25 protein-coding genes are annotated in these 25,030 nt (G+C 61.0%); 16 read left to right on the forward strand and 9 right to left on the reverse strand.

Features of this window, described 5'->3' with window-relative positions; all coding sequences use genetic code 11:
- Positions 1-288: 288 nt before the first annotated feature.
- Positions 289-1,782, reverse strand: a complete 1,494-nt coding sequence (locus tag M5B98_RS13830; protein WP_085711290.1) for a CoA-acylating methylmalonate-semialdehyde dehydrogenase — start codon at positions 1,780-1,782, stop codon at positions 289-291.
- A 76-nt stretch (positions 1,783-1,858) separates the two neighbouring features.
- Entirely contained in the window at positions 1,859-3,208 is a 1,350-nt protein-coding gene (locus M5B98_RS13835) for an aspartate aminotransferase family protein (RefSeq protein WP_007958518.1), read from the reverse strand.
- A gap of 139 nt (positions 3,209-3,347) precedes the next feature.
- On the opposite strand from M5B98_RS13835, the gene M5B98_RS13840 reads away from it, so the two are divergent.
- The 6 genes from M5B98_RS13840 to M5B98_RS13865 all read left to right on the forward strand — a co-directional run bounded on the left by M5B98_RS13840 (position 3,348) and on the right by M5B98_RS13865 (position 9,734).
- Positions 3,348-4,268: a LysR family transcriptional regulator gene (locus tag M5B98_RS13840; RefSeq protein WP_248742977.1), complete on the forward strand. Its 921-nt coding sequence runs from the start codon at positions 3,348-3,350 to the stop codon at positions 4,266-4,268.
- 94 nt (positions 4,269-4,362) lie between these two features.
- On the forward strand, positions 4,363-5,013 hold the full coding sequence (locus M5B98_RS13845; RefSeq protein ID WP_248742978.1) for a TetR/AcrR family transcriptional regulator: 651 nt from the start codon (positions 4,363-4,365) through the stop codon (positions 5,011-5,013).
- Positions 5,014-5,020: 7 nt separating this feature from the next.
- Positions 5,021-5,602 carry an IMPACT family protein gene (locus tag M5B98_RS13850; protein WP_248742979.1) on the forward strand — a complete coding sequence of 194 codons (582 nt, stop codon included), beginning with the start codon at positions 5,021-5,023 and terminating at the stop codon, positions 5,600-5,602.
- Between the two features lie 537 nt (positions 5,603-6,139).
- On the forward strand, positions 6,140-7,690 hold the full coding sequence (locus tag M5B98_RS13855) for an ABC transporter ATP-binding protein (protein WP_248742980.1): 1,551 nt from the start codon (positions 6,140-6,142) through the stop codon (positions 7,688-7,690).
- An 11-nt stretch (positions 7,691-7,701) separates the two neighbouring features.
- Positions 7,702-8,808: an ABC transporter permease gene (locus tag M5B98_RS13860; protein ID WP_248742981.1), complete on the forward strand. Its 1,107-nt coding sequence runs from the start codon at positions 7,702-7,704 to the stop codon at positions 8,806-8,808.
- Entirely contained in the window at positions 8,808-9,734 is a 927-nt protein-coding gene (locus M5B98_RS13865) for an ABC transporter permease (RefSeq protein ID WP_248742982.1), read from the forward strand. Before M5B98_RS13860 ends, M5B98_RS13865 begins: the two co-directional genes overlap by 1 nt.
- Here M5B98_RS13865 and M5B98_RS13870 read toward each other — a convergent pair.
- Positions 9,702-10,130, reverse strand: coding sequence for a hypothetical protein (locus tag M5B98_RS13870; RefSeq protein ID WP_248742983.1), 429 nt, complete (start codon positions 10,128-10,130; stop codon positions 9,702-9,704). The genes M5B98_RS13865 and M5B98_RS13870 overlap by 33 nt on opposite strands.
- A gap of 83 nt (positions 10,131-10,213) precedes the next feature.
- Here M5B98_RS13870 and M5B98_RS13875 point away from each other — a divergent pair, with 83 nt between their 5' ends.
- The 3 genes from M5B98_RS13875 (at position 10,214) to M5B98_RS13885 (ending at position 12,829) form a co-directional block, all read left to right on the forward strand.
- Positions 10,214-10,564: a MerR family transcriptional regulator gene (locus M5B98_RS13875; RefSeq protein WP_248742984.1), complete on the forward strand. Its 351-nt coding sequence runs from the start codon at positions 10,214-10,216 to the stop codon at positions 10,562-10,564.
- Between the two features lie 27 nt (positions 10,565-10,591).
- Positions 10,592-11,287 carry an SDR family oxidoreductase gene (locus M5B98_RS13880; RefSeq protein WP_119429996.1) on the forward strand — a complete coding sequence of 232 codons (696 nt, stop codon included), beginning with the start codon at positions 10,592-10,594 and terminating at the stop codon, positions 11,285-11,287.
- Between the two features lie 183 nt (positions 11,288-11,470).
- Entirely contained in the window at positions 11,471-12,829 is a 1,359-nt protein-coding gene (locus tag M5B98_RS13885; RefSeq protein ID WP_248742985.1) for an 8-oxoguanine deaminase, read from the forward strand.
- Between the two features lie 125 nt (positions 12,830-12,954).
- On the opposite strand, the gene M5B98_RS13890 is transcribed toward M5B98_RS13885, so the two are convergent.
- Positions 12,955-14,046: a calcium:proton antiporter gene (locus M5B98_RS13890; RefSeq protein WP_248742986.1), complete on the reverse strand. Its 1,092-nt coding sequence runs from the start codon at positions 14,044-14,046 to the stop codon at positions 12,955-12,957.
- A 285-nt stretch (positions 14,047-14,331) separates the two neighbouring features.
- Here M5B98_RS13890 and M5B98_RS13895 point away from each other — a divergent pair, with 285 nt between their 5' ends.
- From M5B98_RS13895 to M5B98_RS13905, 3 genes are all read left to right on the forward strand, one after another.
- Complete coding sequence (locus M5B98_RS13895) at positions 14,332-15,405, forward strand: BMP family ABC transporter substrate-binding protein (protein ID WP_248742987.1); 1,074 nt, start codon at positions 14,332-14,334, stop codon at positions 15,403-15,405.
- Positions 15,406-15,482: 77 nt separating this feature from the next.
- On the forward strand, positions 15,483-16,448 hold the full coding sequence (locus tag M5B98_RS13900; protein ID WP_248742988.1) for a 2-oxoglutarate and iron-dependent oxygenase domain-containing protein: 966 nt from the start codon (positions 15,483-15,485) through the stop codon (positions 16,446-16,448).
- A gap of 80 nt (positions 16,449-16,528) precedes the next feature.
- Positions 16,529-17,482 carry an adenosine deaminase gene (locus tag M5B98_RS13905; RefSeq protein ID WP_011332312.1) on the forward strand — a complete coding sequence of 318 codons (954 nt, stop codon included), beginning with the start codon at positions 16,529-16,531 and terminating at the stop codon, positions 17,480-17,482.
- Positions 17,483-17,603: 121 nt separating this feature from the next.
- On the opposite strand, the gene M5B98_RS13910 is transcribed toward M5B98_RS13905, so the two are convergent.
- From M5B98_RS13910 to M5B98_RS13920, 3 genes are all read right to left on the reverse strand, one after another.
- Positions 17,604-18,986 carry an MFS transporter gene (locus M5B98_RS13910; RefSeq protein WP_248742989.1) on the reverse strand — a complete coding sequence of 461 codons (1,383 nt, stop codon included), beginning with the start codon at positions 18,984-18,986 and terminating at the stop codon, positions 17,604-17,606.
- Positions 18,987-19,112: 126 nt separating this feature from the next.
- Complete coding sequence (locus tag M5B98_RS13915) at positions 19,113-19,847, reverse strand: ArsR/SmtB family transcription factor (protein ID WP_248738429.1); 735 nt, start codon at positions 19,845-19,847, stop codon at positions 19,113-19,115.
- 307 nt (positions 19,848-20,154) lie between these two features.
- Positions 20,155-21,084 (reverse strand): LysR family transcriptional regulator, encoded by a 930-nt coding sequence (locus tag M5B98_RS13920; RefSeq protein WP_248742990.1) that lies wholly within the window; start codon positions 21,082-21,084, stop codon positions 20,155-20,157.
- A 116-nt stretch (positions 21,085-21,200) separates the two neighbouring features.
- On the opposite strand from M5B98_RS13920, the gene M5B98_RS13925 reads away from it, so the two are divergent.
- From M5B98_RS13925 to M5B98_RS13935, 3 genes are all read left to right on the forward strand, one after another.
- The gene (locus M5B98_RS13925) at positions 21,201-21,494 is read left to right on the forward strand and encodes a putative quinol monooxygenase (RefSeq protein ID WP_248742991.1); all 294 of its coding nucleotides are present in this window, start codon (positions 21,201-21,203) and stop codon (positions 21,492-21,494) included.
- A gap of 32 nt (positions 21,495-21,526) precedes the next feature.
- On the forward strand, positions 21,527-22,540 hold the full coding sequence (locus tag M5B98_RS13930) for a zinc-binding alcohol dehydrogenase family protein (RefSeq protein WP_248742992.1): 1,014 nt from the start codon (positions 21,527-21,529) through the stop codon (positions 22,538-22,540).
- 166 nt (positions 22,541-22,706) lie between these two features.
- Complete coding sequence (locus M5B98_RS13935; RefSeq protein WP_248742993.1) at positions 22,707-22,880, forward strand: hypothetical protein; 174 nt, start codon at positions 22,707-22,709, stop codon at positions 22,878-22,880.
- Between the two features lie 11 nt (positions 22,881-22,891).
- Here the strand turns inward: M5B98_RS13935 and M5B98_RS13940 are convergent, their stop codons facing one another.
- Positions 22,892-24,094, reverse strand: a complete 1,203-nt coding sequence (locus M5B98_RS13940) for a multidrug effflux MFS transporter (RefSeq protein ID WP_248738432.1) — start codon at positions 24,092-24,094, stop codon at positions 22,892-22,894.
- A 117-nt stretch (positions 24,095-24,211) separates the two neighbouring features.
- Positions 24,212-24,409: a heavy-metal-associated domain-containing protein gene (locus M5B98_RS13945; protein ID WP_085711270.1), complete on the reverse strand. Its 198-nt coding sequence runs from the start codon at positions 24,407-24,409 to the stop codon at positions 24,212-24,214.
- Positions 24,410-24,557: 148 nt separating this feature from the next.
- Here M5B98_RS13945 and M5B98_RS13950 point away from each other — a divergent pair, with 148 nt between their 5' ends.
- Positions 24,558-24,944, forward strand: coding sequence for a hypothetical protein (locus tag M5B98_RS13950; RefSeq protein WP_114881306.1), 387 nt, complete (start codon positions 24,558-24,560; stop codon positions 24,942-24,944).
- Positions 24,945-25,030: the final 86 nt, after the last annotated feature.

Genomic DNA, 25,030 nt, shown 5'->3' on the forward strand with positions numbered 1-25,030 from the left:
TATCCGCTTTCGATCGAGAAGATCGAAACGTCAAAAGAGCCAAACATCACCACTCTTTCAACTCCTCCCAGGCTTCGATGAACTGAAGCAACCCGCTATCGAAACCTACATAACTCATTGAATCTCAAGGAGTTTTCCGTTTCGACTGCGCCGGAAGTGGGGCGAATTATAGGCCTCCAGAATCTGCCGTCAACCCCTATTTTCATAAATCTGTCACATCGGTCAAAAAAGCCCGAAAACAAGAAGGCCGACCTTAAAAGGTCGGCCTTCTTTGCAGTGCCCTTCTACTTACAAGCTAGGGAATGCGAATTGCGAGGCTTCATGACTCGCACGTTGCGGCCAGCGCTGGGTGATCGCCTTGCGACGGGTGTAGAAGCGCACACCATCCGGACCATAGGCATGCAGGTCACCGAACAGCGAACGCTTCCAGCCGCCGAAGCTGTGGTAAGCCACCGGCACCGGCAGCGGCACGTTGACACCGACCATGCCGACTTCGATCTCGTCGCAGAACAGACGCGCCGCTTCACCGTCACGAGTAAAGATGCAGGTGCCGTTGCCGTATTCGTGATCGTTGATCAGTTGCATCGCCTCTTCCAGGCTGTTCACCCGAACGATGCACAGTACCGGCCCGAAGATCTCTTCTTTATAGATGCGCATCTCGGGGGTGACGTTGTCGAACAGGCAGCCGCCGAGGAAGAAGCCTTCTTCATGACCGGCAACGCTCAAACCACGACCATCGACCACCAGGGTCGCGCCCGCCGCCACGCCGTCTTCGACATAGCCGCTGACCTTGTCGCGAGCCTGACCGGTAACCAGCGGCCCCATGTCCAGACCGCAAGAAGTGCCGGCACCGATTTTCAGCGCCTTGATCTGTGGAACCAGTTTCGCCACCAGTGCATCGGCTACCTGGTCACCCACACACACCGCTACCGAAATCGCCATGCAGCGCTCGCCACAGGAACCGTAAGCCGCGCCCATCAGTGCGCTGACCGCATTGTCCAGATCCGCATCCGGCATCAGCACCGCGTGGTTCTTCGCGCCACCCAGTGCCTGCACGCGCTTGCCGCGCTTGGTGCCTTCGGCATAGATGTATTCGGCAATAGGCGTCGAGCCTACAAAACTCAGCGCTTTGACTTCCGGCGCTTCGATCAGCGCGTCCACCGCAGTCTTGTCACCGTGCACTACGCTCAGCACGCCTTTCGGCAGGCCAGCTTCCAGCAGCAGTTGCGCGATCAGCAGGGTCGAACTCGGATCACGCTCGGACGGCTTCAGGATGAAGCAGTTACCGCAGACGATCGCCAGCGGATACATCCACAGCGGCACCATGGCCGGGAAGTTGAACGGGGTGATGCCGGCCACTACGCCCAGCGGCTGGAAGTCCGACCAGGCATCGATGTTCGGGCCGACGTTGCGGCTGTACTCGCCCTTGAGGATTTCCGGCGCAGCACAGGCGAACTCGACGTTCTCGATACCACGCTTCAGTTCACCGGCAGCGTCTTCCAGGGTCTTGCCGTGCTCTTCGCTGATCAATTGCGAGATGCGCGCTTCGTTCTGCTCCAGCAGTTGCTTGAAGCGGAACATGACCTGGGCACGTTTGGCCGGTGGCGTGTTGCGCCAGGCCGGGAACGCAGCCTTGGCGGCATCGATGGCTTTCTGGATGGTTTCCTGACTGGCCAGCGGCAGCTTGTGGATAGCCTGACCGGTGGACGGATTGAACACATCGACCGCGCGACCGTTCTCGGTCACCAGTTCGCCATTGATCAAATGCGGGATAACGCTCATCGAAAACTCCTGAATTCTTGTGCGCAGACGCCCGCAAGGGACGCCTGCTATTTGCGTAGCTATATAGAAGGAAAAATCAGTCGAGCTTGTTCAGCACTTCGCCGACCGCGTCGAACAGACGATCAAGGTCTTGCGGCTTGCTGTTGAAGGTTGGGCCGAACTGCAGGGTGTCACCGCCGAAGCGCACGTAGAACCCGGCTTTCCACAACGCCATGCCGGCTTCGAACGGACGCACGATAGCGTCGCCGTCACGGCCCGCAATCTGGATCGCACCGGCCAGGCCGTAGTTGCGAATGTCGATGACGTTCTTCGCACCTTTCAGGCCGTGCAGGGCGTTTTCGAAATGCGGTGCGACTTCGGCCACGCTCTGTACCAGGTTTTCCTTTTGCAGCAGGTCGAGTGCTGCCAGGCCTGCGGCGCAAGCCACCGGGTGCGCGGAATAGGTGTAACCGTGCGGGAATTCCACGGCGTATTCCGGTGTCGGCTGATTCATGAACGTCTGGTAGATCTCGGAACTGGCAATCACCGCGCCCATCGGAATCGCGCCGTTGGTGACTTGCTTGGCGATGCACATCAGGTCCGGGGTCACGCCGAAGGTGGTGGCGCCGAACATGGTGCCGGTACGGCCGAAACCGGTGATCACTTCGTCGAACACCAGCAGAATGTTGTGTTGATCGCAGATCTCGCGCAGACGCTTCAGATAACCCTGTGGTGGAACCAGCACGCCAGCGGAACCGGCCAGAGGCTCAACGAACACCGCGGCGATGTTCGAAGCGTCGTGCAACTCGATCAGCTTCAGCAGCTCATCGGCCAGCGCGATACCACCCTGCTCCGGCATGCCACGGGAGAAGGCATTGCTCGCCAGCAGAGTGTGCGGCAGGTGATCGACATCCATCATCGCCTGACCGAACAGCTTGCGGTTGCCGTTGACACCACCGAGGCTGGTGCCGGCGATGTTCACGCCGTGGTAGCCACGGGCACGGCCGATCATTTTGGTTTTGGTCGACTGGCCTTTCAAGCGCCAGTAGGCACGGACCATTTTCACTGCGGTATCGGCGCACTCGGAGCCGGAGTCAGTGAAGAACACGTGGTTCAGGTTGCCCGGGGTCAGATCGGTGATTTTCTCGGCCAGCTGGAACGACAGCGGGTGACCGTACTGGAAGCCCGGCGAGTAATCGAGGGTGCCCAACTGCTTGGCCACCGCTTCCTGGATTTCCTTGCGGGTATGCCCGGCGCCGCAGGTCCACAGACCGGACAGCGAGTCGTACACCTTGCGGCCCTTGTCGTCGATCAGCCAACTGCCCTCGGCACCGACGATCAGACGCGGGTCGCGCTGGAAGTTGCGGTTGGCGGTGTACGGCATCCAGTGCGCGTCCAGCTTCAGTTGGCTGGCCAGTGGCGACGACGCGTTTTCAGGCATGTTCATCGGGCAAAACCTCGCAGGGCAATAAGCTTCAGGGAGATAAAAGTCGTTGTTGCAGCTAAGTTGCCACGCCGATAAAGTCGGTGAAATCCAACTTTTCTAACCTTCAGTTAGAACCTTGCTAAACAATGAGAACAACAAGATGAGCAGCCGCCGCCCCGATCCGCTGGCACAGGTCAGTGACTTTGATATTCGCCTGCTGCGGATTTTTCGCAGCGTTGTGGACTGCGGTGGCTTCTCGGCGGCGGAAACCGTGCTTGGCATCGGGCGCTCGGCAATCAGCCAGCAGATGAGCGATCTGGAACAACGCCTCGGCCTGCGCCTTTGCCAGCGCGGGCGCGCCGGTTTCTCCCTGACCGAAGAAGGTCGCGAGGTCTATCAATCGGCGTTGCAGCTTTTAAGTGCACTGGAAAGTTTCCGCACCGAGGTCAACGGTCTGCACCAGCACTTGCGCGGCGAATTGATCATCGGCCTGACCGACAACCTCGTCACCCTGCCCCACATGCGCATCACCCACGCGCTCGCGCAGTTGAAAGAGCGCGGGCCGGACGTGCAGATCCAGATCCGCATGATCGCCCCCAACGAAGTCGAACAAGGTGTGCTCGACGGTCGCCTGCACGTCGGCGTGGTACCGCAGGCCAGTGCGCTGTCGGGACTGGAATATCAGCCGCTGTACAGCGAACGCTCGCTGCTTTATTGCGCGGTCGGCCATCCGCTGTTTTATGTGGATGACAAACAACTGGACGACGAACGCTTGAACAGCCAGGACGCCATCGCACCGACCTTCCGTTTGCCGGCGGAGATCCAGGCGCACTATCAGGCGCTCAATTGCACCGCCAGCGCCTCCGACCGCGAAGGCATGGCATTCCTGATTCTGACCGGGCGTTACATCGGTTATCTGCCGGATCACTACGCCAGTCTCTGGGTACAACAGGGGCGGTTGCGTGCGCTCAAGGCCAACACACGGTTCTATGATTTGAGCCTGGCCTCGGTCACCCGCAAGGGCCGGCGTCCGCATCTGGTGCTGGAAAGCTTTCTCGAAAGCCTCGCCGCGACCCGCTGATGACCGGCGTTTTATTGCCCGGGGCTTGTCGCAGGCCGATGGTTGCGCTATCAACGCAACTGGTTGCACCCCACAGACAAACCCGGAAGTGCCTATGACCTTTGAAGTCCCCGCTCACGGCGGCAAACCTGCCAGCCGCATTCGTCAGAAGAACGAAGAGACCATCATCAAAGCCGCCGAAGACGAGTTCGCCCGTCACGGGTTCAAAGGCACCAGCATGAACACCATCGCCACCAAGGCCGGGTTGCCCAAGGCGAATCTGCATTACTACTTCACCAACAAGCTCGGGTTGTACGTGGCGGTACTGAGCAACATCCTCGAACTGTGGGACAGCACCTTCAACACCCTGACGACCGAGGACGATCCGGCCGAAGCGCTGACCCGCTACATCCGCGCGAAAATGGAATTTTCCCGCCGTCAGCCACAAGCGTCGCGAATCTTCGCGATGGAAGTGATCAGCGGCGGCGAATGCCTCACCGAGTATTTCAACCAGGACTACCGCGCCTGGTTTCAGGGCCGGGCCGCCGTATTCCAGTCGTGGATCGATGCCGGCAAGATGGATCCGGTGGATCCGGTACACCTGATCTTCCTGCTGTGGGGCAGCACCCAGCATTACGCCGACTTCGCCACGCAGATCTGCCGGGTCAGCGGTCGCAGCAAGTTGACCAAACAAGACATGGAAGACGCCGGCAACAATCTGATCCGCATCATTCTCAAGGGCTGCGGCCTCACTCCTTCTCTATAAGACGTTTATGCCATTTACCCTCAGCGGCTTCTGCGAGTTCCGCGAAGAGATTCGCAAAAGCCGTTTCATCACCTTCGCCGCGCCGATCGGCAGCCCTGCCGAGGCGCAAGCCTTCATCGAGCAGCACAGCGACTTGAACGCTTCGCACAATTGCTGGGCCTGGAAACTTGGCGACCAGTACCGCAGCAACGACGACGGTGAACCGGGCGGCACCGCCGGACGGCCGATTCTCGCGGCCATCGAGGCGCAGGATTGTGATCAGGTCGCGGTGCTGGTGATCCGCTGGTACGGCGGCATTCAACTGGGCACCGGCGGCCTGGCCCGAGCCTATGGCGGCGGCGCCAACAAGTGCCTGCAAGCCGCGCCGAAAATCGAATTGATCAGCCGCGTGCCCCTGCGTTGTGCCTGCGGGTTTGCCGAGTTGGCGTTGGTGAAATTGCGGGTGGCGGATCTTGGCGGTCTTGTTGTGGAAGAAAACTTCACCGCCAATGGCGTCGAATTGCAGCTGGCAGTGGGTGAGGAGCAGATTCCATTGCTGCAAAACCAGCTGGCCGATCTCAGCCGTGGGCGCATCCTGCTTCAACGCTGAATACCTGCAATATTTCGGGGCACGAGCAAATTCCCATATTCCAAAGAGTTGCCCACATCACCTGTGCACCCGACTGTGGATAACCTGAGCACACACCGCTGTAACCCTTCTGTCACGTGGCTTTGCGCGATTTGTACACTTTTCGCCCAAAGCACATAAAAAAAGTTTAATTCCAAGTAAAAACAATCAGTTAGATCTGTTTATCTCCATTGGGAGATAGCACCGGTGCGCTTATGCCAAGGTTGTCCGATTGCGCACAAATACTGTGGAGCAACCTGTGGATAACCCGTTCATGACTCACGTAGCCGCAGGTGCAGCTTGGCTCCGGCGGGATTGCTCGTTTTTTAACCAGAATTTCACGAACAAAACTGGAGCCTGATCAAAGGCTTTGCGCTGAATTGGTGCTGCGAATCGGAGCAGTTCTGCCTTCATGGCTCTACCTGAAGGGGCGCCGGGCAAACGCTTGAAGGGTTCCTGACTCAATGGCCAGGAAATTGCTTTATCCACAGGCACAACTCCAAGCAAGCCGAGCCTGTCATGCCCAACGCTACGCCTACGCCGCGCCTGCAGCTGCGCCGCATCAGCAAACGCTACCCCAACTGTCTGGCCAACGATGCCATCGACCTGAGCATCGCCCCCGGTGAAATCCACGCGCTGCTTGGTGAAAACGGCGCGGGCAAAAGCACGCTGATGAAGATCATCTACGGCGCCACCCAGGCCGACGCGGGCGAAATGCTCTGGCAAGGGCAACCGGTGAACATGCGCAACCCGGCGCAGGCCCGGCAGTTGGGAATCGGCATGGTGTTTCAGCATTTCTCGCTGTTCGAAACCCTGACCGTGGCGCAGAACATTGCGCTGGCGATGGGCACCGCCGCCGGGACGCCGAAACAGCTTGAACCGAAAATCCGCGAAGTGTCCCGTCGTTATGGCATGGCGCTGGAACCGGAACGACTTGTCCACAGCCTGTCGATCGGCGAGCGCCAGCGGGTAGAGATCGTGCGGTGCCTGATGCAGGAGATTCGCCTGCTGATCCTCGACGAACCCACCTCGGTGCTCACGCCGCAGGAAGCCGATGATCTGTTCATCACCCTGCGTCGACTGGCGGCCGAGGGCTGCAGCATTCTTTTCATCAGCCACAAACTTGGCGAGGTGCGCGCCTTGTGCCACAGCGCCACGGTTCTGCGCGGCGGTCGGGTGGCAGGGCATTGCGTACCGGCGCAATGCTCCGACCAGCAACTGGCGCAACTGATGGTCGGCGAGTCGGCGGCGCTGATCGGTGAGTACCCGAAAGCCAGTGGCGGCGCGACATTTTTGCAGGTCAGCGGATTGAACTGGCATAACCCCGATCCGTTCGGCTGTTCGTTGACCGACATCGACTTGCAGGTGCGCAGCGGTGAAATCGTCGGCATCGCCGGCGTGGCCGGCAATGGTCAGGATGAGTTACTGGCCTTGCTCAGCGGCGAACAGACGCTGCTCCGCGACGCAGCGCAAACCATCTGCTTCCAAGAACGCCCCGTCGCCGATCTGCGCCCGGATGCACGCCGCAAACTCGGCCTGGCTTTCGTCCCCGCCGAGCGTCTCGGTCACGGCGCGGTCCCGGAGTTGAGCCTGGCGGACAACGCCCTGCTCACAGCCTTTCAGCAAGGGCTGGTCAGCCACGGTTTGATCGAGCGCAACAAAGTCGAATCACTCGCCCAGGCGATCATCCAGCGCTTCGGAGTAAAAACCCCGGACACCCAAACTGCCGCTCGCAGTTTGTCCGGCGGCAACCTGCAGAAATTCATCCTCGGCCGGGAAATCCTCCAGCAGCCGAAACTGCTGATCGCCGCGCACCCGACCTGGGGCGTGGATGTCGGCGCGGCGGCGGTGATTCATCGCGCCCTGATCGCCCTGCGCGATGCCGGCGCGGCGATCCTGGTGATTTCCGAAGACCTCGATGAGCTGTTCCAGATCAGTGATCGCCTCGGTGCGCTATGCGGCGGGCGGATTTCGGCGCTGCAAGACACGGCGCAAACACGGATCAGCGATGTCGGTGGCTGGATGGCCGGCCAGTTCCACAGCCCTCAACCTCAACCCGCTGCGGTTTAACGGAGTTTTTCATGCTGCTTTCCCTCGAACCCCGTGGCCGGCAATCGCGCCTGATGTTGTGGTGCTCGCCGTTGTTGGCCGCGGTGCTGACCCTCGGCTGTGGCTCGTTGCTGTTCATCGCCCTCGGTCATGACCCCCAGCAAACCTTGCACACCTTGCTGATCGCGCCCGTCAGCGATTTGTATGGCGTCTCCGAATTATTGGTCAAGGCGTTGCCGATCCTGCTCTGCGCGCTGGGTCTGGCGGTGGCCTATCAGGCACGGATCTGGAACATCGGCGCCGAAGGCCAGTTGTTGCTCGGTGCATTGGCCGGCAGTGCGCTGGCGGTGAACATCATCGACATGCAAAGCCGCTGGGCACTGGTGCTGATCCTGCTCACCGGCACCCTCGCCGGCGCCGCGTGGGCCGGGCTCACCGCCTGGCTGCGCACGCGCTTCAACGCCAATGAAATCCTCACCAGCATCATGCTCAATTACATCGCGCTGAACCTGTTGCTGTTCTGCGTCCACGGGCCGTTGAAGGACCCGGCCGGGTACAACTTTCCCGAGTCGGCAATGTTCGGCGACGCCAGCCGCCTGCCGTTGTTGATGCAGGATGGTCGGGTTCACGCCGGGGTGTATTTCGCCCTGCTCGCGCTGGTGGCGGTGTGGGTGTTGTTGCAGAAAAGCTTCGTCGGCTTTCAGATCAAAGTGCTCGGGCTGGATAAACGCGCGGCAGGATTTGCCGGGTTTCGCGAGAAGCGTCTGATCTGGCTCGCGCTGCTGATCAGCGGAGGATTGGCGGGACTTGCCGGTGTTTGCGAAGTCACCGGGCCGATCGGGCAACTGGTGCCGCAGGTCTCGCCGGGCTACGGCTATGCGGCGATCACCGTGGCGTTTCTCGGGCGGCTCAATCCCGTCGGGATTCTGTTTTCCAGCCTGTTGATGGCACTGCTGTACATCGGTGGCGAAAGCGCGCAGATGACGCTGAACCTGCCGCAGGCGATCACCCAGTTGTTCCAGGGAATGATGCTGTTTTTCCTGCTGGCCTGTGACGTGCTGATCCTCTACCGGCCACGCCTGAACCTGCGCTGGGCCCGGCGCACTTCAACCACCGCCGTAACCGCCGGAGCGCTGTGATGGATATCGATCTGCTGAGCAATGTTTTCTACGCCATGGTGCGTTGCGGCACACCGCTGTTGCTGGTGGCGCTGGGTGAATTGATTTGCGAGAAGAGCGGCGTGCTCAACCTCGGACAGGAAGGGATGATGCTGTTTGGTGCGGTGATCGGTTTCATCGTCGCGTTCAACAGCGGCAACCTGTGGCTCGGCGTGGTTATGTCGATGCTCGCCGGGATGTTGCTGTCATCGCTGTTTGCGCTGGTGGCACTGGTGTTCAACGCCAATCAGGTGGCGACCGGGCTGGCACTGACAATTTTTGGCGTGGGTCTGTCGACCTTTGTCGGCGCGGCATGGGTCGGCAAACCGCTGGCGGGATTCGAGCCGCTGGCGATTCCATTCTTGAGTGACATCCCGCTGATCGGCCGCATGCTGTTTGCCCAGGATCTGCTGGTATACCTGTCGTTCGCGCTGTTTGCGCTGGTGGCCTGGGTGATCGTGAAAAGCCGTGTCGGGCTGATCATTCAAGCGGTCGGCGAGAATCCCGATGCAGCCAGTGCCATGGGCCTGCCCGTGCTGACCGTGCGTACGCTGGCCGTATTGTTCGGCGGCGCGATGGCCGGACTGGCCGGGGCTTATCTTTCACTGGCGTACACGCCGATGTGGGCCGAGAACATGACCGCCGGACGCGGTTGGATCGCCCTCGCGCTGGTGGTGTTCGCCAGTTGGCGGGTGTGGCGGTTGTTGCTCGGGGCCTATCTGTTCGGCCTCGCCAGCATCCTGCACCTGGTGGCGCAGGGGTTGGGGCTGGCGATTCCATCGAGTCTGCTGGCAATACTGCCGTACGTCGCGACCATCCTGGTGCTGGTGTTGTTGTCGCGGGATGCAGTGCGTACGCGGTTGTATGCGCCGGTGTCACTGGGCCAGCCGTGGCAGGCCGGATACTGAGGGGCTTTTAACAGGCAACACTTGTGCAATACCCCACGCCAGTTCGAAGACCAGGAAACCCGCCAGCAACGAACTGGCGCCGTGGGCCAGGGCATACGCCTGCCATGCGGCGAACAGAAACCGCGCCACCGCGTCATAGCGTCCATAAACCTGCTGCGGATCACGAATCCGCAGCACCGCCCACACGCAAACCACCGAGCCCAGCAGGTTCGCCATCAACAGGTGCACAGGTTCGAACGGCGGCAGCTCACCGGGCAGGTTCAGCGCCTGACTCAGCGCCGTCAAAACCCCATGCAGCGCGGCAAAACTCCACGGCGTGGCAAACGCCGCCGTCACGATCAAGTCATACCAGGCACTGCCACGCACCACGTTGCGATACTGCGTTGAAGTCCACATCGTCCTTGCTCCGAAAATTCAGGGAGCAACCACGGTAAAGCCTGGAGTATGCTCCAGGGTCAAACACTTTCGAGATGTCCTTGATGCGCATCGGTGAATTGGCCCGGAGCTGCGATGTCAGCCGTGACACGCTGCGTTTCTACGAGGAGCGCGGATTGATCGCGGCACAACGCAGCGCCAACGGCTATCGCGACTATCCGCCGGAGATGGTGCAACTGGTACTGTACATCAAGACGGCGCAGCGTCTGGGCTTTACTCTCGGCGAGATTGGCAGCAGCGTTGGCGCGCTGTGGCAATCGCCGGATCCGGACACCGCCGTCACGCAATTGCTGCAAGACAAGCTCAAGCTGATCGAAACCCGCATGGCCGAACTCGGCGAGCTGCGCCACGAATTGCAGCAACGGCTCGGTCAACGCTGTCCATTGAACCCGTGATCTTTCAACTTTCAAGGAAAGCCAATCATGTCCGCACTTAATCCTGCCAAGCACGCACTGATCATCGGCGCCTCCCGGGGCCTGGGCCTGGGACTGGTGAAAACCCTGCTGGCCGATGGCTGGCAAGTCACCGCCACGGTTCGCAACCCTGCGAACGCCGAAGCGCTGAAAGCACTGGGCAACGTGCAGATCGAAAAACTCGACATGGACGACCAGCAAGCGGTGATCGCCCTGAGCCAGCAGCTCAAGGGCGAGACCTTCGACCTGCTGTTCGTCAACGCCGGGGTCAAAGGCCCTGACGTGCAGACGCCGGGCGGCGCGACGCTGGCGGAAGTCGGCCAGCTGTTCTTCACCAACGCCGTGGCGCCGATCAATCTGGCCCAACGCTTCGTCGGGCAGATCCGTGACGGCAGCGGCGTGCTGGCGTTCATGAGTTCGGTGCTCGGCAGCGTGACCATGCCCGACGCGCCGGAACTGGCGCTGTACAAGGCCAGTAAAGCGGCGCTGAACTCGATGACCAACAGCTTTGTCACCCAGTTGGGCGAGCAGAAACTCACCGTGCTGTCGCTGCATCCGGGCTGGGTGAAAACCGACATGGGCGGCGAAGGCGCCGACATCGACGTGGAAACCAGCACCCGTGGCCTGGTGGATCAGGTGGACGCATTTGCCGGCAAGGGTGGCCATCACTTCGTGAACTACAAGGGTGAAACCATTCCCTGGTAAGCACTGGCCCCTGTGGGAGCCTGCTCCCACAGGGTTATCCCGGTGTCTGGTCGGGTTGTGCTTGCCCGTCGCAACATTTTGTTCGAAACTCCGCACCTCGTCCTTCGCGGCGACCCTGGATCAGCAGACAGGGCAACACTGAGCTGGCAACCCTGAACCCAACTTTCAGAGGAGCCGGCCACAATGCCTGCGACCCGTATCTGGTTAAAAAATCCCCTCGCCATTTTCACGGCCAACGGTCTCGATGCCCGTGGCGGTCTGGTGCTGCAAGACGGTGTGATCACCGAAGTGCTCGGCGCCGGCCAGCAACCTTCCGCCCCATGCAATGAAGTGTTCGACGCCCGTGAACACGTGATCCTGCCGGGCCTGATCAACACCCATCACCACTTCTATCAGACCCTGACCCGCGCCTGGGCGCCGGTGGTCAATCAGCCGTTGTTCCCGTGGCTGAAAACCCTGTACCCGGTCTGGGCGCGCCTGACGCCTGAAAAACTCGCCCTCGCCACCAAAGTCGCGTTGGCCGAGTTGCTGTTGTCGGGCTGCACCACCGCCGCCGACCATCACTACCTGTTCCCGGATGGCCTGGAAAACGCCATCGACGTGCAAGTCGAAACCGTGCGCGAACTGGGCATGCGCGCCATGCTCACCCGCGGTTCGATGAGCCTCGGCGAGAAGGACGGCGGCCTGCCTCCGCAGCAGACCGTACAGGAAGGTCAGGTGATTCTCGACGACAGCCAGCGGCTGATTCACGAGTACCACGAACGTGGCGACGGCGCGCAAATCCAGATCGCCCTGGCGCCGTGCTCGCCGTTCTCGGTGACCCCGGAAATCATGTCCGCCAGCGCCGAACTGGCGAACAAACTCGATGTGCGTCTGCACACTCACCTTGCCGAAACCCTCGACGAAGAAGATTTCTGCCTGCAACGTTTTGGCCTGCGCACCGTGGATTATCTGGACAGCGTCGGCTGGCTCGGCCCGCGCACCTGGCTGGCCCATGGCATTCATTTCAACCCGGACGAAATCGCCCGCCTCGGCGCGGCCGGCACCGGTATCTGCCATTGCCCGAGCTCGAACATGCGCCTGGCCTCCGGCATCTGCCCGAGCATCGAACTGACCGATGCCGGCGCATTGTTCGGTATCGGTGTGGATGGTTCGGCGTCCAACGATGCGTCGAACATGATCCTCGAAGCCCGCCAGGCCCTGTACATCCAGCGCCTGCGTTATGGTGCCGAGAAGATCACCCCGGAGCGTGTGCTGGGCTGGGCGACCAAGGGCTCGGCGAGTCTGCTGGGTCGTACCGATATCGGTGAGCTGGCGGTGGGCAAGCAGGCGGATCTGGCGTTGTTCAAGCTGGATGAACTGCGCTTCTCCGGCAGTCATGATCCGATTTCGGCATTGCTGTTGTGCGGCGCGGACCGTGCGGATCGGGTGATGGTCGGCGGCAAGTGGCGTGTGGTTGACGGGCAGGTTGAAGGACTGGACCTCAAAGGCCTGATTGCCGATCACAGTCAGGCGGCTAGGCAGTTGATCGCCGGTTCCTGATCCCCCCGTTGGTTAAACCTGTGGGAGCTAGCCTGCTAGCGATAGCGATCTGTCAGTAAACAGAGATGTTGGCTGATGTACCGTAATCGCTAGCAGGCTAGCTCCCACAGTGGTTTCTGGTGGGCTCAAAGTCCGAGCAGCGACAACATGATGAACGTCGCAAACAACACAAAGTGGGTCATGCCCTCGATGGCATTGGTTTCCCCGTCATTAAGGTTGATCGCGCTGACGATCAGCGTGATGAAGATCATCACCGTCTGCACCGGCGTCATCGCCATCTGAAACGGCTGCCCCGTATAGAGCGCCATCGCCTCCATCACCGGCACGGTCAGGATCACCGTCGACAACGACGCGCCCATCGCAATGTTGACCACCGACTGCATACGGTTGGCCAACGCTGCGCGCAACGCGGTCAGAATCTCCGGCGCTGCCGAGATCGCCGCCACCAGAATCGCCGTGATCACCGGCGGTGCGCCCGTCCCTTCCAGGCCCAGATCGAGGGTCTTGGACATCACCTCGGCCAGTGCACCGATCACCACCACACCGAACACCAGAATGGCGATCGACAGCGGCAGATTGACCTTTTCCGGCTCCTCCTCCGGCGGCTGTTTCTTGCGGCGTTTATCCGGGTAGCTGTAGCTGAAAAAATAACTGTGCGGCCCGACCTGCATCCGCAGGAACAACGCGTAAAGCACTACCATCGCGCCGATGGTGAACGCCGAATAGATTTTCCAGTTGGCCTCGGGAATGAACTCCGGCACCACCATCGACACGCCCATCGCGGTGAGGATCATCACGCTGTAACTGCGGGCAGAATCGTCGTTGTAGGACTGCTCGCCATGCTTGATCCCGCCCATCAATGCCGCGAGGCCGAGGATGCCGTTGATGTCGAGCATCACCGCCGAATAGATCGTGTCGCGCACCAGCGTGGCGGAGGCTTCGTTGCTCATCATGATCGCCAGGATCACCACTTCCACCAGCACGGCAGCGAGGGTCAGGATCATTGTGCCGTACGGGTCGCCGACTTTTTCCGCGAGCAGTTCGGCTTGATGGGCGACGCGCATCGAGGCAGCGACGATGAACGCGATCAGCACCAGCCCGGCCGTCAGGGCGACGACCTGGCCGCTGTGCAGCAACCAGTGCTCCAGCGGATACGCAACGACGGCCGCGATCAGGGCCAGCAGCAGAAAGCTTTCTTGCTTGAGGATCGTGAGCATGGCGGGCCTTCGGTTGCCGGGGGCGAATGAGTTACTGACTGCGAAGCGGCGCTGATGGTTCGTTACACCTTAGCGCACCAGTGGATAGCGTCTCTTTACAGACATGCACTTTTTCGGCCCGGCCGGCCTCATCGCGAGCAAGCTCGCTCCCACAGGGATCGCGGCGTTTTTGTGGGAGCGGGCTTGCCCGCGATGGGCGCGCCTCGGGTTCGAGCCGGATTGTTGTCCGCTTGGTCAGCCTTTTGCATTGCCCTCCCCACACACAACAAAAGGGAGTTCGCGTTCATGCAAAAACGTCCATTGCAGAAACTGCTGTGCATCGCCATGGGCCTCGGCCTCAGCCTGGGCGCCAGTGCCGCCGATCCACTGAAAGTCGGTTTCGTCTACATCGGCCCCATCGGCGACCACGGCTGGACGTATCAGCATGAACAGGGGCGCAAGGCGCTGGCGGAAAAACTCGGCACGCAGATCACCACCAACTACGTGGAAAACGTCGCCGAGGGCGCCGACGCCGAGCGGGTGATCCGCAACATGGCCAAGGACAACTACGACCTGATCTTCACCACCTCCTTCGGCTACATGAACCCGACGGTAAAAGTCGCCAAACAGTTCCCCAAGGTGACCTTCGAACACGCCACCGGCTACAAGCAGGACAAGAACCTCGGCACCTATCTGGCGCGCACCTACGAAGGTCGATATGTCGGCGGTTTCCTCGCGGCGAAAATGACCAAAACCAAGAAGATCGGCTACGTCGCTTCGTTCCCGATCCCGGAAGTGATCCGTGACATCAACGCCATCCAGCTGGCCCTGAACAAGTACAACCCCGGCACCGAGATCAAAGTGGTGTGGGTCAACTCGTGGTTCGACCCGGGCAAGGAAGCCGACGCCGCCAACGCGTTGATCGACCAGGGCGTGGACGTGGTGTTCCAGCACACCGACAGCCCGGCACCGATCCAGGCCGCCGAACGGCGTGGCGTGTACGCCGTGGGCTACGCTTCGGACATGGCGCACTTCGGGCCAAAAGCGGTGCTGACCTCGATCGTCAACGACTGGGCGCCGCACTACATTCAGGCGACCCAGAGCGTGATCGACCACAACTGGAAATCCCAGGACTACTGGGGCGGGTTGAAGGAAGGCACGGTCGAACTGCCGATCAGCGATCTGGTGCCGGCACCGGTGAAGGCCGAAGCCGAGCAGATCATCGCCGACATCAAGAGCGGCACCCTGCAGCCGTTCACCGGGCCGATCAAGGATCAGGCCGGGGTCGAGAAAATCCCGGCGGGCAAGAGCGCGACCAACGTGGAACTGGCGTCGATGAACTATTACGTCGAAGGCATGAAGGCCGAGATGCCGAAGTAATCCTGGTTCCACCACCACTTCCCTGTGGGAGCGGGCTTGCTCCCACAGTTGGATTTCTGCGTATTCAAGGATTGTGTATGGATCAGCTTCCAATCATCGACATCAGCCCGCTTTACTCCAAAGACCACAACGCCTGGCCCGCCGTCGCCGAACAGATCGACCACGCCTGCCGCGAATGGGGCTTCTTCTATATCAAGGGTCATCCGATTTCTGCGCAGCGCATCAAATCCCTGCTCGATCACGCCCGGCACTTCTTCGCGCTGCCAACAGCGGAAAAACTCAAGATCGACATCACCCGGACCGTCCACCATCGCGGCTACGGCGCCATCGCCACCGAACAACTGGACCCGGACAAGCCCAGCGACCTCAAGGAAACCTTCGACATGGGCCTGCACCTGCCGGCCGATCATCCCGACGTGCTGGCGAAAAAACCCTTGCGCGGCCCCAACCGTCACCCGGCCATTGCCGGCTGGGAAACGCTGATGGAGCAGCACTACCGCGACATGCAGGCCCTGGCACAAACCCTGCTGCGGGCCATGACATTGGCACTCGGCATCGAACGTGATTTCTTCGATACACGCTTCAACGAGCCGGTCAGCGTGCTGCGAATGATCCACTACCCGCCGCGCCACACCGCCAGTTCCGCCGAACAGCAAGGTGCCGGTGCACACACCGATTACGGCTGCATCACGCTGTTGTATCAGGATGCCGCCGGCGGTTTGCAGGTGAAAAACGTCAAAGGCCAGTGGATCGACGCACCGCCGATTGAAGGCACGTTCGTGGTCAACCTCGGCGACATGATGGCGCGCTGGAGCAACGACCGTTATCGCTCGACCCCGCATCGGGTGATCAGCCCGCTCGGCGTGGATCGCTATTCGATGCCGTTCTTCGCCGAGCCGCATCCGGACACGCGTATCGAATGCCTGCCCGGTTGCCAGGACGACCGGCATCCGGCGAAATATCCGACCACCACCTGCGCCGAATTCCTGCTGTCGCGCTTCGCCGATACCTACGCCTATCGACGGGAGCAGGAAGCGGTGTGATGGATCGGTTGGTCAGGTTTTGCCAATTGTTTCGGCGCGCATCTGTAGAATGCCGTCATTGCACCTGATGAGAAAAGAATATGTACGACTGGCTCAACGCCCTGCCCAAGGCCGAACTGCACCTGCACCTCGAAGGCTCGCTGGAGCCCGAGCTGCTGTTCGCCCTGGCCGAACGCAACAAGATCGCCCTGCCGTGGAGCGACGTCGAAACCCTGCGCAAGGCTTACGCCTTCAACAACCTGCAGGAATTCCTCGACCTGTATTACCAGGGCGCCGACGTGCTGCGCACCTCCCAGGATTTCTATGACCTGACCTGGGCTTACCTGCTGCGCTGCAAAGAACAGAACGTGATCCACACCGAGCCGTTCTTCGATCCGCAGACCCACACCGACCGTGGCATCCCGTTCGAAGTGGTGCTCAACGGCATCGCCGCCGCCCTGAAGGATGGCGAGCAGCAACTGGGCATCACCAGTGGTTTGATCCTGAGCTTCCTGCGCCACCTGAGCGAAGACGAAGCGCAGAAAACCCTCGACCAGGCGCTGCCGTTTCGTGATGCGTTTGTCGCCGTGGGTCTGGACAGCTCCGAGATGGGTCACCCGCCGAGCAAGTTCCAGCGTGTGTTCGACCGTGCCCGTCACGAGGGCTTCCTGACCGTCGCCCACGCCGGTGAAGAAGGCCCGCCGGAGTACATCTGGGAAGCCATCGACCTGCTGAAAATCCAGCGTATCGACCATGGTGTGCGCGCCATCGAAGACGAGCGCCTGATGCAGCGGATCATCGACGAGCAGATCCCGCTGACCGTGTGCCCGCTGTCGAACACCAAGCTCTGTGTGTTCGATCACATGTCGCAGCACAACATCCTCGACATGCTCGAGCGCGGCGTGAAGGTCACGGTGAACTCCGATGACCCGGCGTACTTCGGCGGTTATGTCACCGAGAACTTCCATGCGCTGCACGAACATCTGGGCATGACCCAGGATCAGGCCAAGCGCCTGGCGCAGAACAGCCTGGATGCACGGTTGGTAAAACCATAAGCAACAGCGCATAACCAATGTGGGAGCGAGCTTGCTCGCGAATAGGGTCCGTCATTCAACGAAGATGTTGTTTGATACACCACTTTCGCGAGCAAGCTCGCTCCCACAGTTGGTTTAGGGTTCAGCCAATAACTTCTGCTTCGGTCAGTTCCTCCAAAGTTTTACCCCGCGTCTCCATCCCGAACAGCCACACCACCCCCGCCGCCACCGCAAAGCACAACGCCCCCAGTGCAAACACCCCGCCCTGCCCGGTAATCGGAAACACCAGCCCGGTGACCAACGGCCCGAGCAGCGAGCCCACGCGCCCGATGGCCGAGGCGAACCCCGAGCCCGTCGCCCGTGCCGACGTCGGGTACAACTCAGGCGTGTAGGTGTAGAGCACCGCCCACATGCCGAACAGGAAAAACTGCATCAACAGGCCCGTGCCGATCAGCAACCCGACATTGCCGCCGAACACCGCACTCTGGCCATACAGAAACGCCATCACCCCGCCGCCGAGCAGCGTGATGATGCACACCGGTTTGCGCCCCCAGCGCTCCACCAGCCACGCCGCCATCAGAAACCCGGGAATCCCGCCGAGGGAAATCAGCACCGTGTAATACACCGACTGAGTCACCGCAAACCCCGACTGTTGCAGCAACGCGCTGAGCCAGGAGGTCAGGCCGTAGAATCCGAGCAGCGCAAAGAACCACAGGCTCCAGATCATCATCGTGCGCTGGCGGTACAGCGGCGACCAGATCTGGCCGAGGGCCGACAGGAAATTGCCCGGTGGCGTGATCACCCGAGGCAGGCGAACCGGCTCCGGCAACGCGGCCCCGCCGAGCGACTTCCGCACCCGATCCTCGATCCCGCACAACACCTTGTCCGCCGCTTCATGCTTGCCCGCCTGCTCCAGCCAGCGCGGCGATTCGGGAATGAAAAAGCGGATCGCCAGCACAAACACCGCGGGCACCGCCAGCACCAGAAAAATGTCGCGCCAGCCAATCAGCGGCAGCAGGAAATACGACAGCACCCCGGCGGCGACAAACCCCAACGGCCAGAAACCGTCCATCAAGGCAATGTAACGCCCGCGACGCTTGGCCGGTATCAGCTCCGACAGCATCGACTGGGCAATCGGAAACTCCATGCCCATGCCGATCCCCAGCAGGATGCGAAACAGCGTCAGACTCTCGACCGTTTGTGCGGTGGAACACAGGTAACTGGCCAGCCCCCACAACACGATGCTCCACTGAAACACCGGTTTGCGACCGAAACGATCGGCCAGCAGCCCGGAAAGCGACGCCCCCAGCACCATGCCGAAAAAACTCGAACTGGCCAGCAGACCGGCTTCGGCGCTGCTCAGGCCGAATTCGGTTTTGATCGAGCCGAGCAGGAAGGTCATCATCGCCAGATCCATGGAGTCGAAGAAAAACGCCAGGGCGATGATGATGAAAATGATCCGGTGATAACCGCTGACCGGCAGGCGTTCCAGTCGATCCGCCGCGCTGAAGCTTCCCGTGTCCATGCCACCTCCTCCATCCGAAATGTCTGCGGATCGAGTGTGCGCGATAGCCGTTCAGCCTTTGTGCCAGATGCGACCTGTTCGCAGCCGTAGACGACGCCAGTCATCCGGCCAATGGAGCAAAGCGCTCTACAATGCCATTTCCAGCTCGGTCTCCCGTGCGAATCGATGAATTTCCCGCTGTCCCGCCGCCGTCAGTTGCAGGGCGCGGGAGTCGTTGGGCAGCGTCAACCAGCCGGACTGCATGAACAGCTGCAACAACGCCGCGCCCAGCGAGCCGCCCATGTGCGGGCGCCGCTCGCTCCAGTCCGGGCACGCACAGGCGACCTGTGCGTTACGGTGGGCCAGCGCCTGGATGAAGACCCCGCGACTGGCCAATTGTGTCGCTCCTTTGTGGGTGACCACCACCCGATGTTCGAGCTGTTCGATCCAGCCGGCATCGAGCAGGCGCTGGTACAGGTCGGCCGCCAGCGTACCGCCCAGATGGTCGTCGCAAAAACGCGCACGCAGCAGGGAAGAGGGTGCGGACTGGGGTCTGGCGATGGGTGTGGCGCGTTTGAAGACATCGGGAATTTCCCGCGGGGCACTGGCGAGCGTAGCGCTGGCCAAAGCCTCGATGGCCGCGCCGATTTCCGGAGCCGCCAGGCGAAAGAAGCGCTTGCGCCCGCGAGCCTCGACCTTCAACAGACCACCAGCGGACAAGCGCCCCAGATGCGCACTGGCCGATGAGGGCGACAGCCCCGCCAGCAGCGCCAGTTCCTCGGTCTGCCGGGCCGAACCATCCATCAGTGCCCACATCATCGCGCTGCGTTTGGGATCGGCCAGCAACGTGGCGATCTGGCTGATGCAAGGTGCATGTTCCATGTATTCACTCCCTGTTGAATCGTATCGTCTACTGCTCAGAGACATCTTGACCAGTAATCAGTCGTCGGCCAAGCCGCGCAAAAACGCCTTGATCCGAGGCAAGGCAACACACTGCCACCCGGTATTCGCAGTACTCGACACGACCGTCACCGCTACCCGGCCGGTGTCAGTCCGATCATGCCTGTGCCTTCGTGCGGGTGCAGGCTTCAGGCGAGCGCTAGTATAAGCGGGTTGCCCGCAGCGTCCTGCGCCGGAGCAGGTCCATCTGGTGATTGTTCCTGACAGAAATTTCGCTTTTTGCCTGCGACTAATGGTCAATCTGCGGAAAAGCGGGAAATCGGCTACTCAATTCCGCGCAACGGCTGGCGAGCATCTCCCTCAACAGGTTCACCGGCTTACTCAATTGTGCGCGATGGGCGCACAGCAGATTCAGCGGAGCCCGCTCGCAGAGCAGCCCCGGCAGCAGCACTTTCAATCGCCCCGCAAGAACATCCCCGGCCACATCCAGCCAGGATTTGTAAGCGATGCCCGCCCCTGCGACGGCCCATAAACGCACCACATCGGCGTCATCACTGAAGCGGTCGCCACTGACGGTCAGGCCGACTTCGCGTTTGCCGTCATGAAAGCTCCAGTGGTCGTGCACCCGACTGCCCAGCATGTACAACAGGCAATTGTGCTGCGCGAGCTGCTCCAGTTGCGTCGGCTCGCCATGTTTCGCCAGATAGCCGGGAGAGGCGCACAGCACCCGCCGGTTTTGCGCGGCGATCGGCAACGCGACCAGACTGGAGTCTTCCGGTTCGCCGTAGCGCAAGGCGATGTCCACCGGTTGGCGAAACAGGTCGGCAATGCGGTCGCCCAGCAGCAGACGCACGGTCAGTTTCGGGTGTTCGCGCTGAAACTCATCGAGCCACGGCAGCAGCAGGTTGCGTCCGAAATCCGAGGGCGCCGACAACTGCAGAATCCCGCTGACCTGATCCTGACCGCTGGCCAGCAGACGACGCCCTTCATCCAGATTGCTCAGCGCCGCCCGGGCGTATTCGAGGAAGCCTTCGCCCTCGGACGTCAGCCGCAGACTGCGGGTGGAACGCGCCAGAAGCCGTGCGCCGAGCTGTTGCTCGATACGCTTGAGTGCCGCGCTGGCCACGGCGGCGGACATGTCCATCACCCGGGCCGCCGCCGACAGACTGCCCAGATCCGCCGCCCGGACAAACAACTGCAAGTCATCGAAACGCAGCATTCCAGCCTCGATTATCAAAAAAATATTGAAAGAGACTGCTCTTTTAGCCGGTTTTATCTCGCGTAGAAATAGCCAATCATGCCTTCCATCGAATTCATCCCGTTCCGGAGTCGACCATGTCTCAGCCCTTCACCGCTATCGCCACCCTGATCGCCAAACCTGGCCAGCAAAACGCCCTCGAACAGCACCTGCGTGCATTGATCGAACCGACCCGCGCCGAAGCCGGTTGCGGTCAATACGATCTGCACCAGGACCTGGCCAACCCGCTGGCCTTCTACATGATCGAACAGTGGGCCAGCGACGAAGCCCTGCAGGCCCACGACGACAGTGCGCATATCCAGCATTTCCGCAGCAAGGCCGAGGCGTTCCTCGAACACTTCGAGCTCAAGCGTCTGCGCGCCATCGCCTGAATCCTTCCTTCAAGCACTTTTCGGAGTCATCCATGAAAGCCATCGCCTATTACGCATCTCTGCCCATCAGCGACGAAAAATCCCTGCAAGACATCGAACTGCCGGAGCCGGTGGCCGGCCCCCGCGACCTGCTGGTGGAAGTCAAAGCGATTTCGGTCAACCCGGTCGACACCAAGGTCCGCCAGAACGTCGCGCCGGAAGGCGGTGCCGCCAAAGTGCTGGGCTGGGACGTGGCCGGTGTGGTCAAGTCGGTCGGCAGTGAAGTGACGCTGTTCAAGGCCGGCGACAAGGTGTTCTACGCCGGTTCCATCGCCCGGGCCGGAGGCAACAGCGAACTGCACGTTGTCGATGAGCGGATCGTCGGCCATATGCCGAAAACCCTCGGTTTTGCCGAAGCCGCCGCCCTGCCGCTGACCGCCATCACCGCGTGGGAGCTGTTGTTCGAACGTCTGCAGATTCGCGAAGGTAACACTGACGAAGGACAGAGCCTGTTGATCGTCGGCGCGGCTGGCGGTGTGGGTTCGATCCTGACCCAACTGGCCAGCCAGTTGACCGGGCTCAAAGTGATCGGCACCGCCTCCCGTCCGCAAACCCGCGATTGGGTGAGCGAACTGGGCGCCGACCTGGTGATCGATCACAGCCAGCCGTTGAGCGAAGAACTGAAGCGCGCCGGCATCGACCACGTGACCCACGTCGCCAGCCTGACCCAGACCGATCAGCATCTGGACCAACTGGTCGAGGCCCTGGCGCCGCAAGGCAAACTGGCGCTGATCGATGACCCGAAGTCGCTGGACGTGACCAAGCTCAAGCGCAAGAGCCTGTCGCTGCACTGGGAGTTCATGTACACCCGCTCGCTGTTCGAAACGCCGGACATGATCGAGCAGCACAAACTGCTCAACCGGGTGGCCGAGCTGATCGATGCCGGGACGTTGAAGACCACGGTGGGTGAACACTTCGGCAAGATCAACGCGAGCAACCTGCGTCGGGCCCATGAATTGCTGGAAAGCGGCAAGGCCAAGGGGAAAATTGTTTTAGAAAGTTTCTAAAACTCCGGAGGCCGCAGTCTTCGTCAGCGCCAGAAGTGGCTGACTCGGGGGCTGCGGTCACTTTTTGCCGTCAGTCAGATGCTTGACCCTTGTCACAATTGCGATCGTATTCGGGTCTACAATCGAAACCTCTGCGATGCAATCTTTTACGTACGGGAGGTCAGCAATGAAGATCCTGATAAAAGAAGTGGCAAAGTCCCAATGGCAAGTTCGCCTTGACCAGCACGCCGTGACATTCCGCAGTGAAGCCGAAGCCCGGGCCTTCACCCGCACCCTCGAAGCGCGTCTGCACGCGCCCCATCAGATTCCCGACATTACCCAGCAACGCGCTGTCGGCTGAGTTTCTTCCGTTCAGACTTCGGCCTGCGCCTTTGCCAGCGCCCGGGCATTCTGCATGCGCCGGGTGAGCATCGCCGCGCTGACCACCAACAGACCGCACAGGCTGATGACCATGGCCATCGGCACGGCGGTGCCGTCGTGCAAGACTCCCACCAGCGCCGAGGCACCGGCGGCGACGCTGAATTGCATGCACCCGAGCAATGCCGAAGCACTGCCGGCACGAGCGCCCTGGCCGTTCATCGCACTCGCCGCCGCATTGGGGCTGATGCAGCCAAGACTCGCCACGCAAATGAACAATGGAATCAGCAGCGGCCACAGGGCCTCGGTGTGCAGGGTACTGACCGCGAGCAATGTCAGCCCGGCACCGAAGTAGACCCAGACCGCCCGCGACAACAGAAACGCCGGGCCGCGCTTGGCCAACAGTCGCGCATTGATCTGCGCCACCAGAATGAAGCCCGCCGCGTTGGTGCCGAACAGCCAGCCGAAATGCTCGGGCGGAACGCCGTACAGCTTGATGAAAATGAAGGGGGAGCCGGCAATGTAGGCAAACATCCCGGCGATGGCGATGCCACCGGTCAGGGCATGGCCCATGTAGATCGGGTCGGTCAGCAGGCGACCGTACTGCCGCAGTGCACCGGACAGTGGCTGACGCGGAACATGGGCCGGCAGACTTTCCGGCAGGCCGAGGGCAACCGCCAGACCGGCCATGGCACTGAAGCCGGTCAGCACCAGGAAGATCGACTGCCAACCCGTGGTGTTGACCAGCAGACCGCCGAGCATCGGCGCCAGGATCGGTGCCAGACCCATCACCAGCATCAGTTGCGAAAAGACCTTCGCCGATCCCACGGCATCGCATTTGTCGGCGACCACCGCCCGGCCAATCACCATCCCCGCACAACCGCCCAGTGCCTGAACGAATCGCGCACCGATCAGCCATTCCAGATTCGGCGCATAAGCGCAGGCCAATGACGCCAGGGTGAACAGCACCAGGCCGGTGAGCAATGGAATCCGCCGTCCGAAACGGTCCGCCACCGGCCCGTAGGCCAGTTGACCGATGGACAATCCAAAGAAGTAAGCCGACAAAGTCAGCTGGACGTGTTTCTCATCGGTGCCGAACGCCAGCGCCATGGAGGGAAATGCGGGGAGATAGAAGTCGATCGCCAGCGGACCGAAAGCGGTCAAGGCACCGAGAATCAGAATGGTACGGAAGTTCATCAGGCGTCCAGGTTTGGCAGACAGTTGGGCGGGCACTTTGGTAAAGAGTGCAGCCCGACAGTCTAGCCGCGCGAGGGCGCCTTGAACAATCCGGTAGCTCGCTAACTATTAAAAAGTTCAGGCGAGTCTGATGGCGTAGCCTTCTTCGCTGATCGCCTCGATCACTTGTTCGGCGCTCAACGCACTTTCGACACCGACTTCCTTCGCCGCCAGATCGACCCGCACGCTGGCCGCCGGATCCTTGCTCTGCACCGCCTGGGTAACGGCCTTGACGCAGTGACCGCAGGACATGCCTTCAACACTGAACACTTGCATGGAATGACTCCTTTGAGTGAGGTTGCCCGCAGTGTCGAGCTTGCCACGATGGCAAGGTCAAGTTCTGTAAATAACTGCCGGGCTGGCAATCGGCGCCGCGCTCGGCCAAGCTGCGTGCATCCATGACATCAATTCAGGAGATTCAGCCATGCGCTGGTCAGCTTTCAGCCTGTTTGGCCTACTCAGCTTCTTTGCCTGCCTGCCCCAGGCCAACGCAACCGGCGAGGATTACGCCGTTCTGATCATCTCCCGCGAGCGTCTGGAAGTGCCGACCTCCTGCGAGATCGGCGTGTACATCCAGGACCAATTGGCCGGGCGGCTGCTTCAGGAACAGACCACATCGTTCAATCTGCCCTACGGCAAAGTTTCCATTCGTCTGAAACTGGAGCCAAGCCAGATGCCGGGCTGCAAGCCGGGGATGCTGGCACCGCCGGCGCAGGAAATCACGCTCAAGGCCGGCAGTGTGGTGAAGTACCGGATCGCGTCCAACGATCAAAGGGGACTGTACCTGCGGCCAGCCGCGCTCGAATACTGAGCCAGGGCCCGAAAAGGGGGAGCCTGCCGACTCCCCCTTTTTTTGGCCTTGACCTTGCCAGCATGGCAAGGTTGATCCTGTAGGCA

It is taken from the genome of Pseudomonas sp. MWU12-3088, from assembly GCF_023242405.1.
Classification (GTDB): domain Bacteria; phylum Pseudomonadota; class Gammaproteobacteria; order Pseudomonadales; family Pseudomonadaceae; genus Aquipseudomonas; species Aquipseudomonas kribbensis.

What these genes read in the sequence shown, in the direction of transcription:
- M5B98_RS13830 (WP_085711290.1), bottom strand. Translation starts at nt 1,782, where the DNA reads ATGAGCGTTATCCCGCATTTGATCAATGGCGAACTGGTGACCGAGAAC.
- M5B98_RS13940 (WP_248738432.1), bottom strand. Translation starts at nt 24,094, where the DNA reads ATGAACTTCCGTACCATTCTGATTCTCGGTGCCTTGACCGCTTTCGGT.
- M5B98_RS13860 (WP_248742981.1), top strand. Translation starts at nt 7,702, where the DNA reads ATGCTGCTTTCCCTCGAACCCCGTGGCCGGCAATCGCGCCTGATGTTG.
- M5B98_RS13885 (WP_248742985.1), top strand. Translation starts at nt 11,471, where the DNA reads ATGCCTGCGACCCGTATCTGGTTAAAAAATCCCCTCGCCATTTTCACG.
- M5B98_RS13865 (WP_248742982.1), top strand. Translation starts at nt 8,808, where the DNA reads ATGGATATCGATCTGCTGAGCAATGTTTTCTACGCCATGGTGCGTTGC.
- M5B98_RS13850 (WP_248742979.1), top strand. Translation starts at nt 5,021, where the DNA reads ATGCCATTTACCCTCAGCGGCTTCTGCGAGTTCCGCGAAGAGATTCGC.
- M5B98_RS13890 (WP_248742986.1), bottom strand. Translation starts at nt 14,046, where the DNA reads ATGCTCACGATCCTCAAGCAAGAAAGCTTTCTGCTGCTGGCCCTGATC.
- M5B98_RS13915 (WP_248738429.1), bottom strand. Translation starts at nt 19,847, where the DNA reads ATGGAACATGCACCTTGCATCAGCCAGATCGCCACGTTGCTGGCCGAT.
- M5B98_RS13845 (WP_248742978.1), top strand. Translation starts at nt 4,363, where the DNA reads ATGACCTTTGAAGTCCCCGCTCACGGCGGCAAACCTGCCAGCCGCATT.
- M5B98_RS13855 (WP_248742980.1), top strand. Translation starts at nt 6,140, where the DNA reads ATGCCCAACGCTACGCCTACGCCGCGCCTGCAGCTGCGCCGCATCAGC.
- M5B98_RS13835 (WP_007958518.1), bottom strand. Translation starts at nt 3,208, where the DNA reads ATGAACATGCCTGAAAACGCGTCGTCGCCACTGGCCAGCCAACTGAAG.
- M5B98_RS13880 (WP_119429996.1), top strand. Translation starts at nt 10,592, where the DNA reads ATGTCCGCACTTAATCCTGCCAAGCACGCACTGATCATCGGCGCCTCC.
- M5B98_RS13840 (WP_248742977.1), top strand. Translation starts at nt 3,348, where the DNA reads ATGAGCAGCCGCCGCCCCGATCCGCTGGCACAGGTCAGTGACTTTGAT.
- M5B98_RS13900 (WP_248742988.1), top strand. Translation starts at nt 15,483, where the DNA reads ATGGATCAGCTTCCAATCATCGACATCAGCCCGCTTTACTCCAAAGAC.
- M5B98_RS13930 (WP_248742992.1), top strand. Translation starts at nt 21,527, where the DNA reads ATGAAAGCCATCGCCTATTACGCATCTCTGCCCATCAGCGACGAAAAA.
- M5B98_RS13875 (WP_248742984.1), top strand. Translation starts at nt 10,214, where the DNA reads ATGCGCATCGGTGAATTGGCCCGGAGCTGCGATGTCAGCCGTGACACG.
- M5B98_RS13935 (WP_248742993.1), top strand. Translation starts at nt 22,707, where the DNA reads ATGAAGATCCTGATAAAAGAAGTGGCAAAGTCCCAATGGCAAGTTCGC.
- M5B98_RS13925 (WP_248742991.1), top strand. Translation starts at nt 21,201, where the DNA reads ATGTCTCAGCCCTTCACCGCTATCGCCACCCTGATCGCCAAACCTGGC.
- M5B98_RS13910 (WP_248742989.1), bottom strand. Translation starts at nt 18,986, where the DNA reads ATGGACACGGGAAGCTTCAGCGCGGCGGATCGACTGGAACGCCTGCCG.
- M5B98_RS13945 (WP_085711270.1), bottom strand. Translation starts at nt 24,409, where the DNA reads ATGCAAGTGTTCAGTGTTGAAGGCATGTCCTGCGGTCACTGCGTCAAG.
- M5B98_RS13905 (WP_011332312.1), top strand. Translation starts at nt 16,529, where the DNA reads ATGTACGACTGGCTCAACGCCCTGCCCAAGGCCGAACTGCACCTGCAC.
- M5B98_RS13920 (WP_248742990.1), bottom strand. Translation starts at nt 21,084, where the DNA reads ATGCTGCGTTTCGATGACTTGCAGTTGTTTGTCCGGGCGGCGGATCTG.
- M5B98_RS13895 (WP_248742987.1), top strand. Translation starts at nt 14,332, where the DNA reads ATGCAAAAACGTCCATTGCAGAAACTGCTGTGCATCGCCATGGGCCTC.
- M5B98_RS13950 (WP_114881306.1), top strand. Translation starts at nt 24,558, where the DNA reads ATGCGCTGGTCAGCTTTCAGCCTGTTTGGCCTACTCAGCTTCTTTGCC.
- M5B98_RS13870 (WP_248742983.1), bottom strand. Translation starts at nt 10,130, where the DNA reads ATGTGGACTTCAACGCAGTATCGCAACGTGGTGCGTGGCAGTGCCTGG.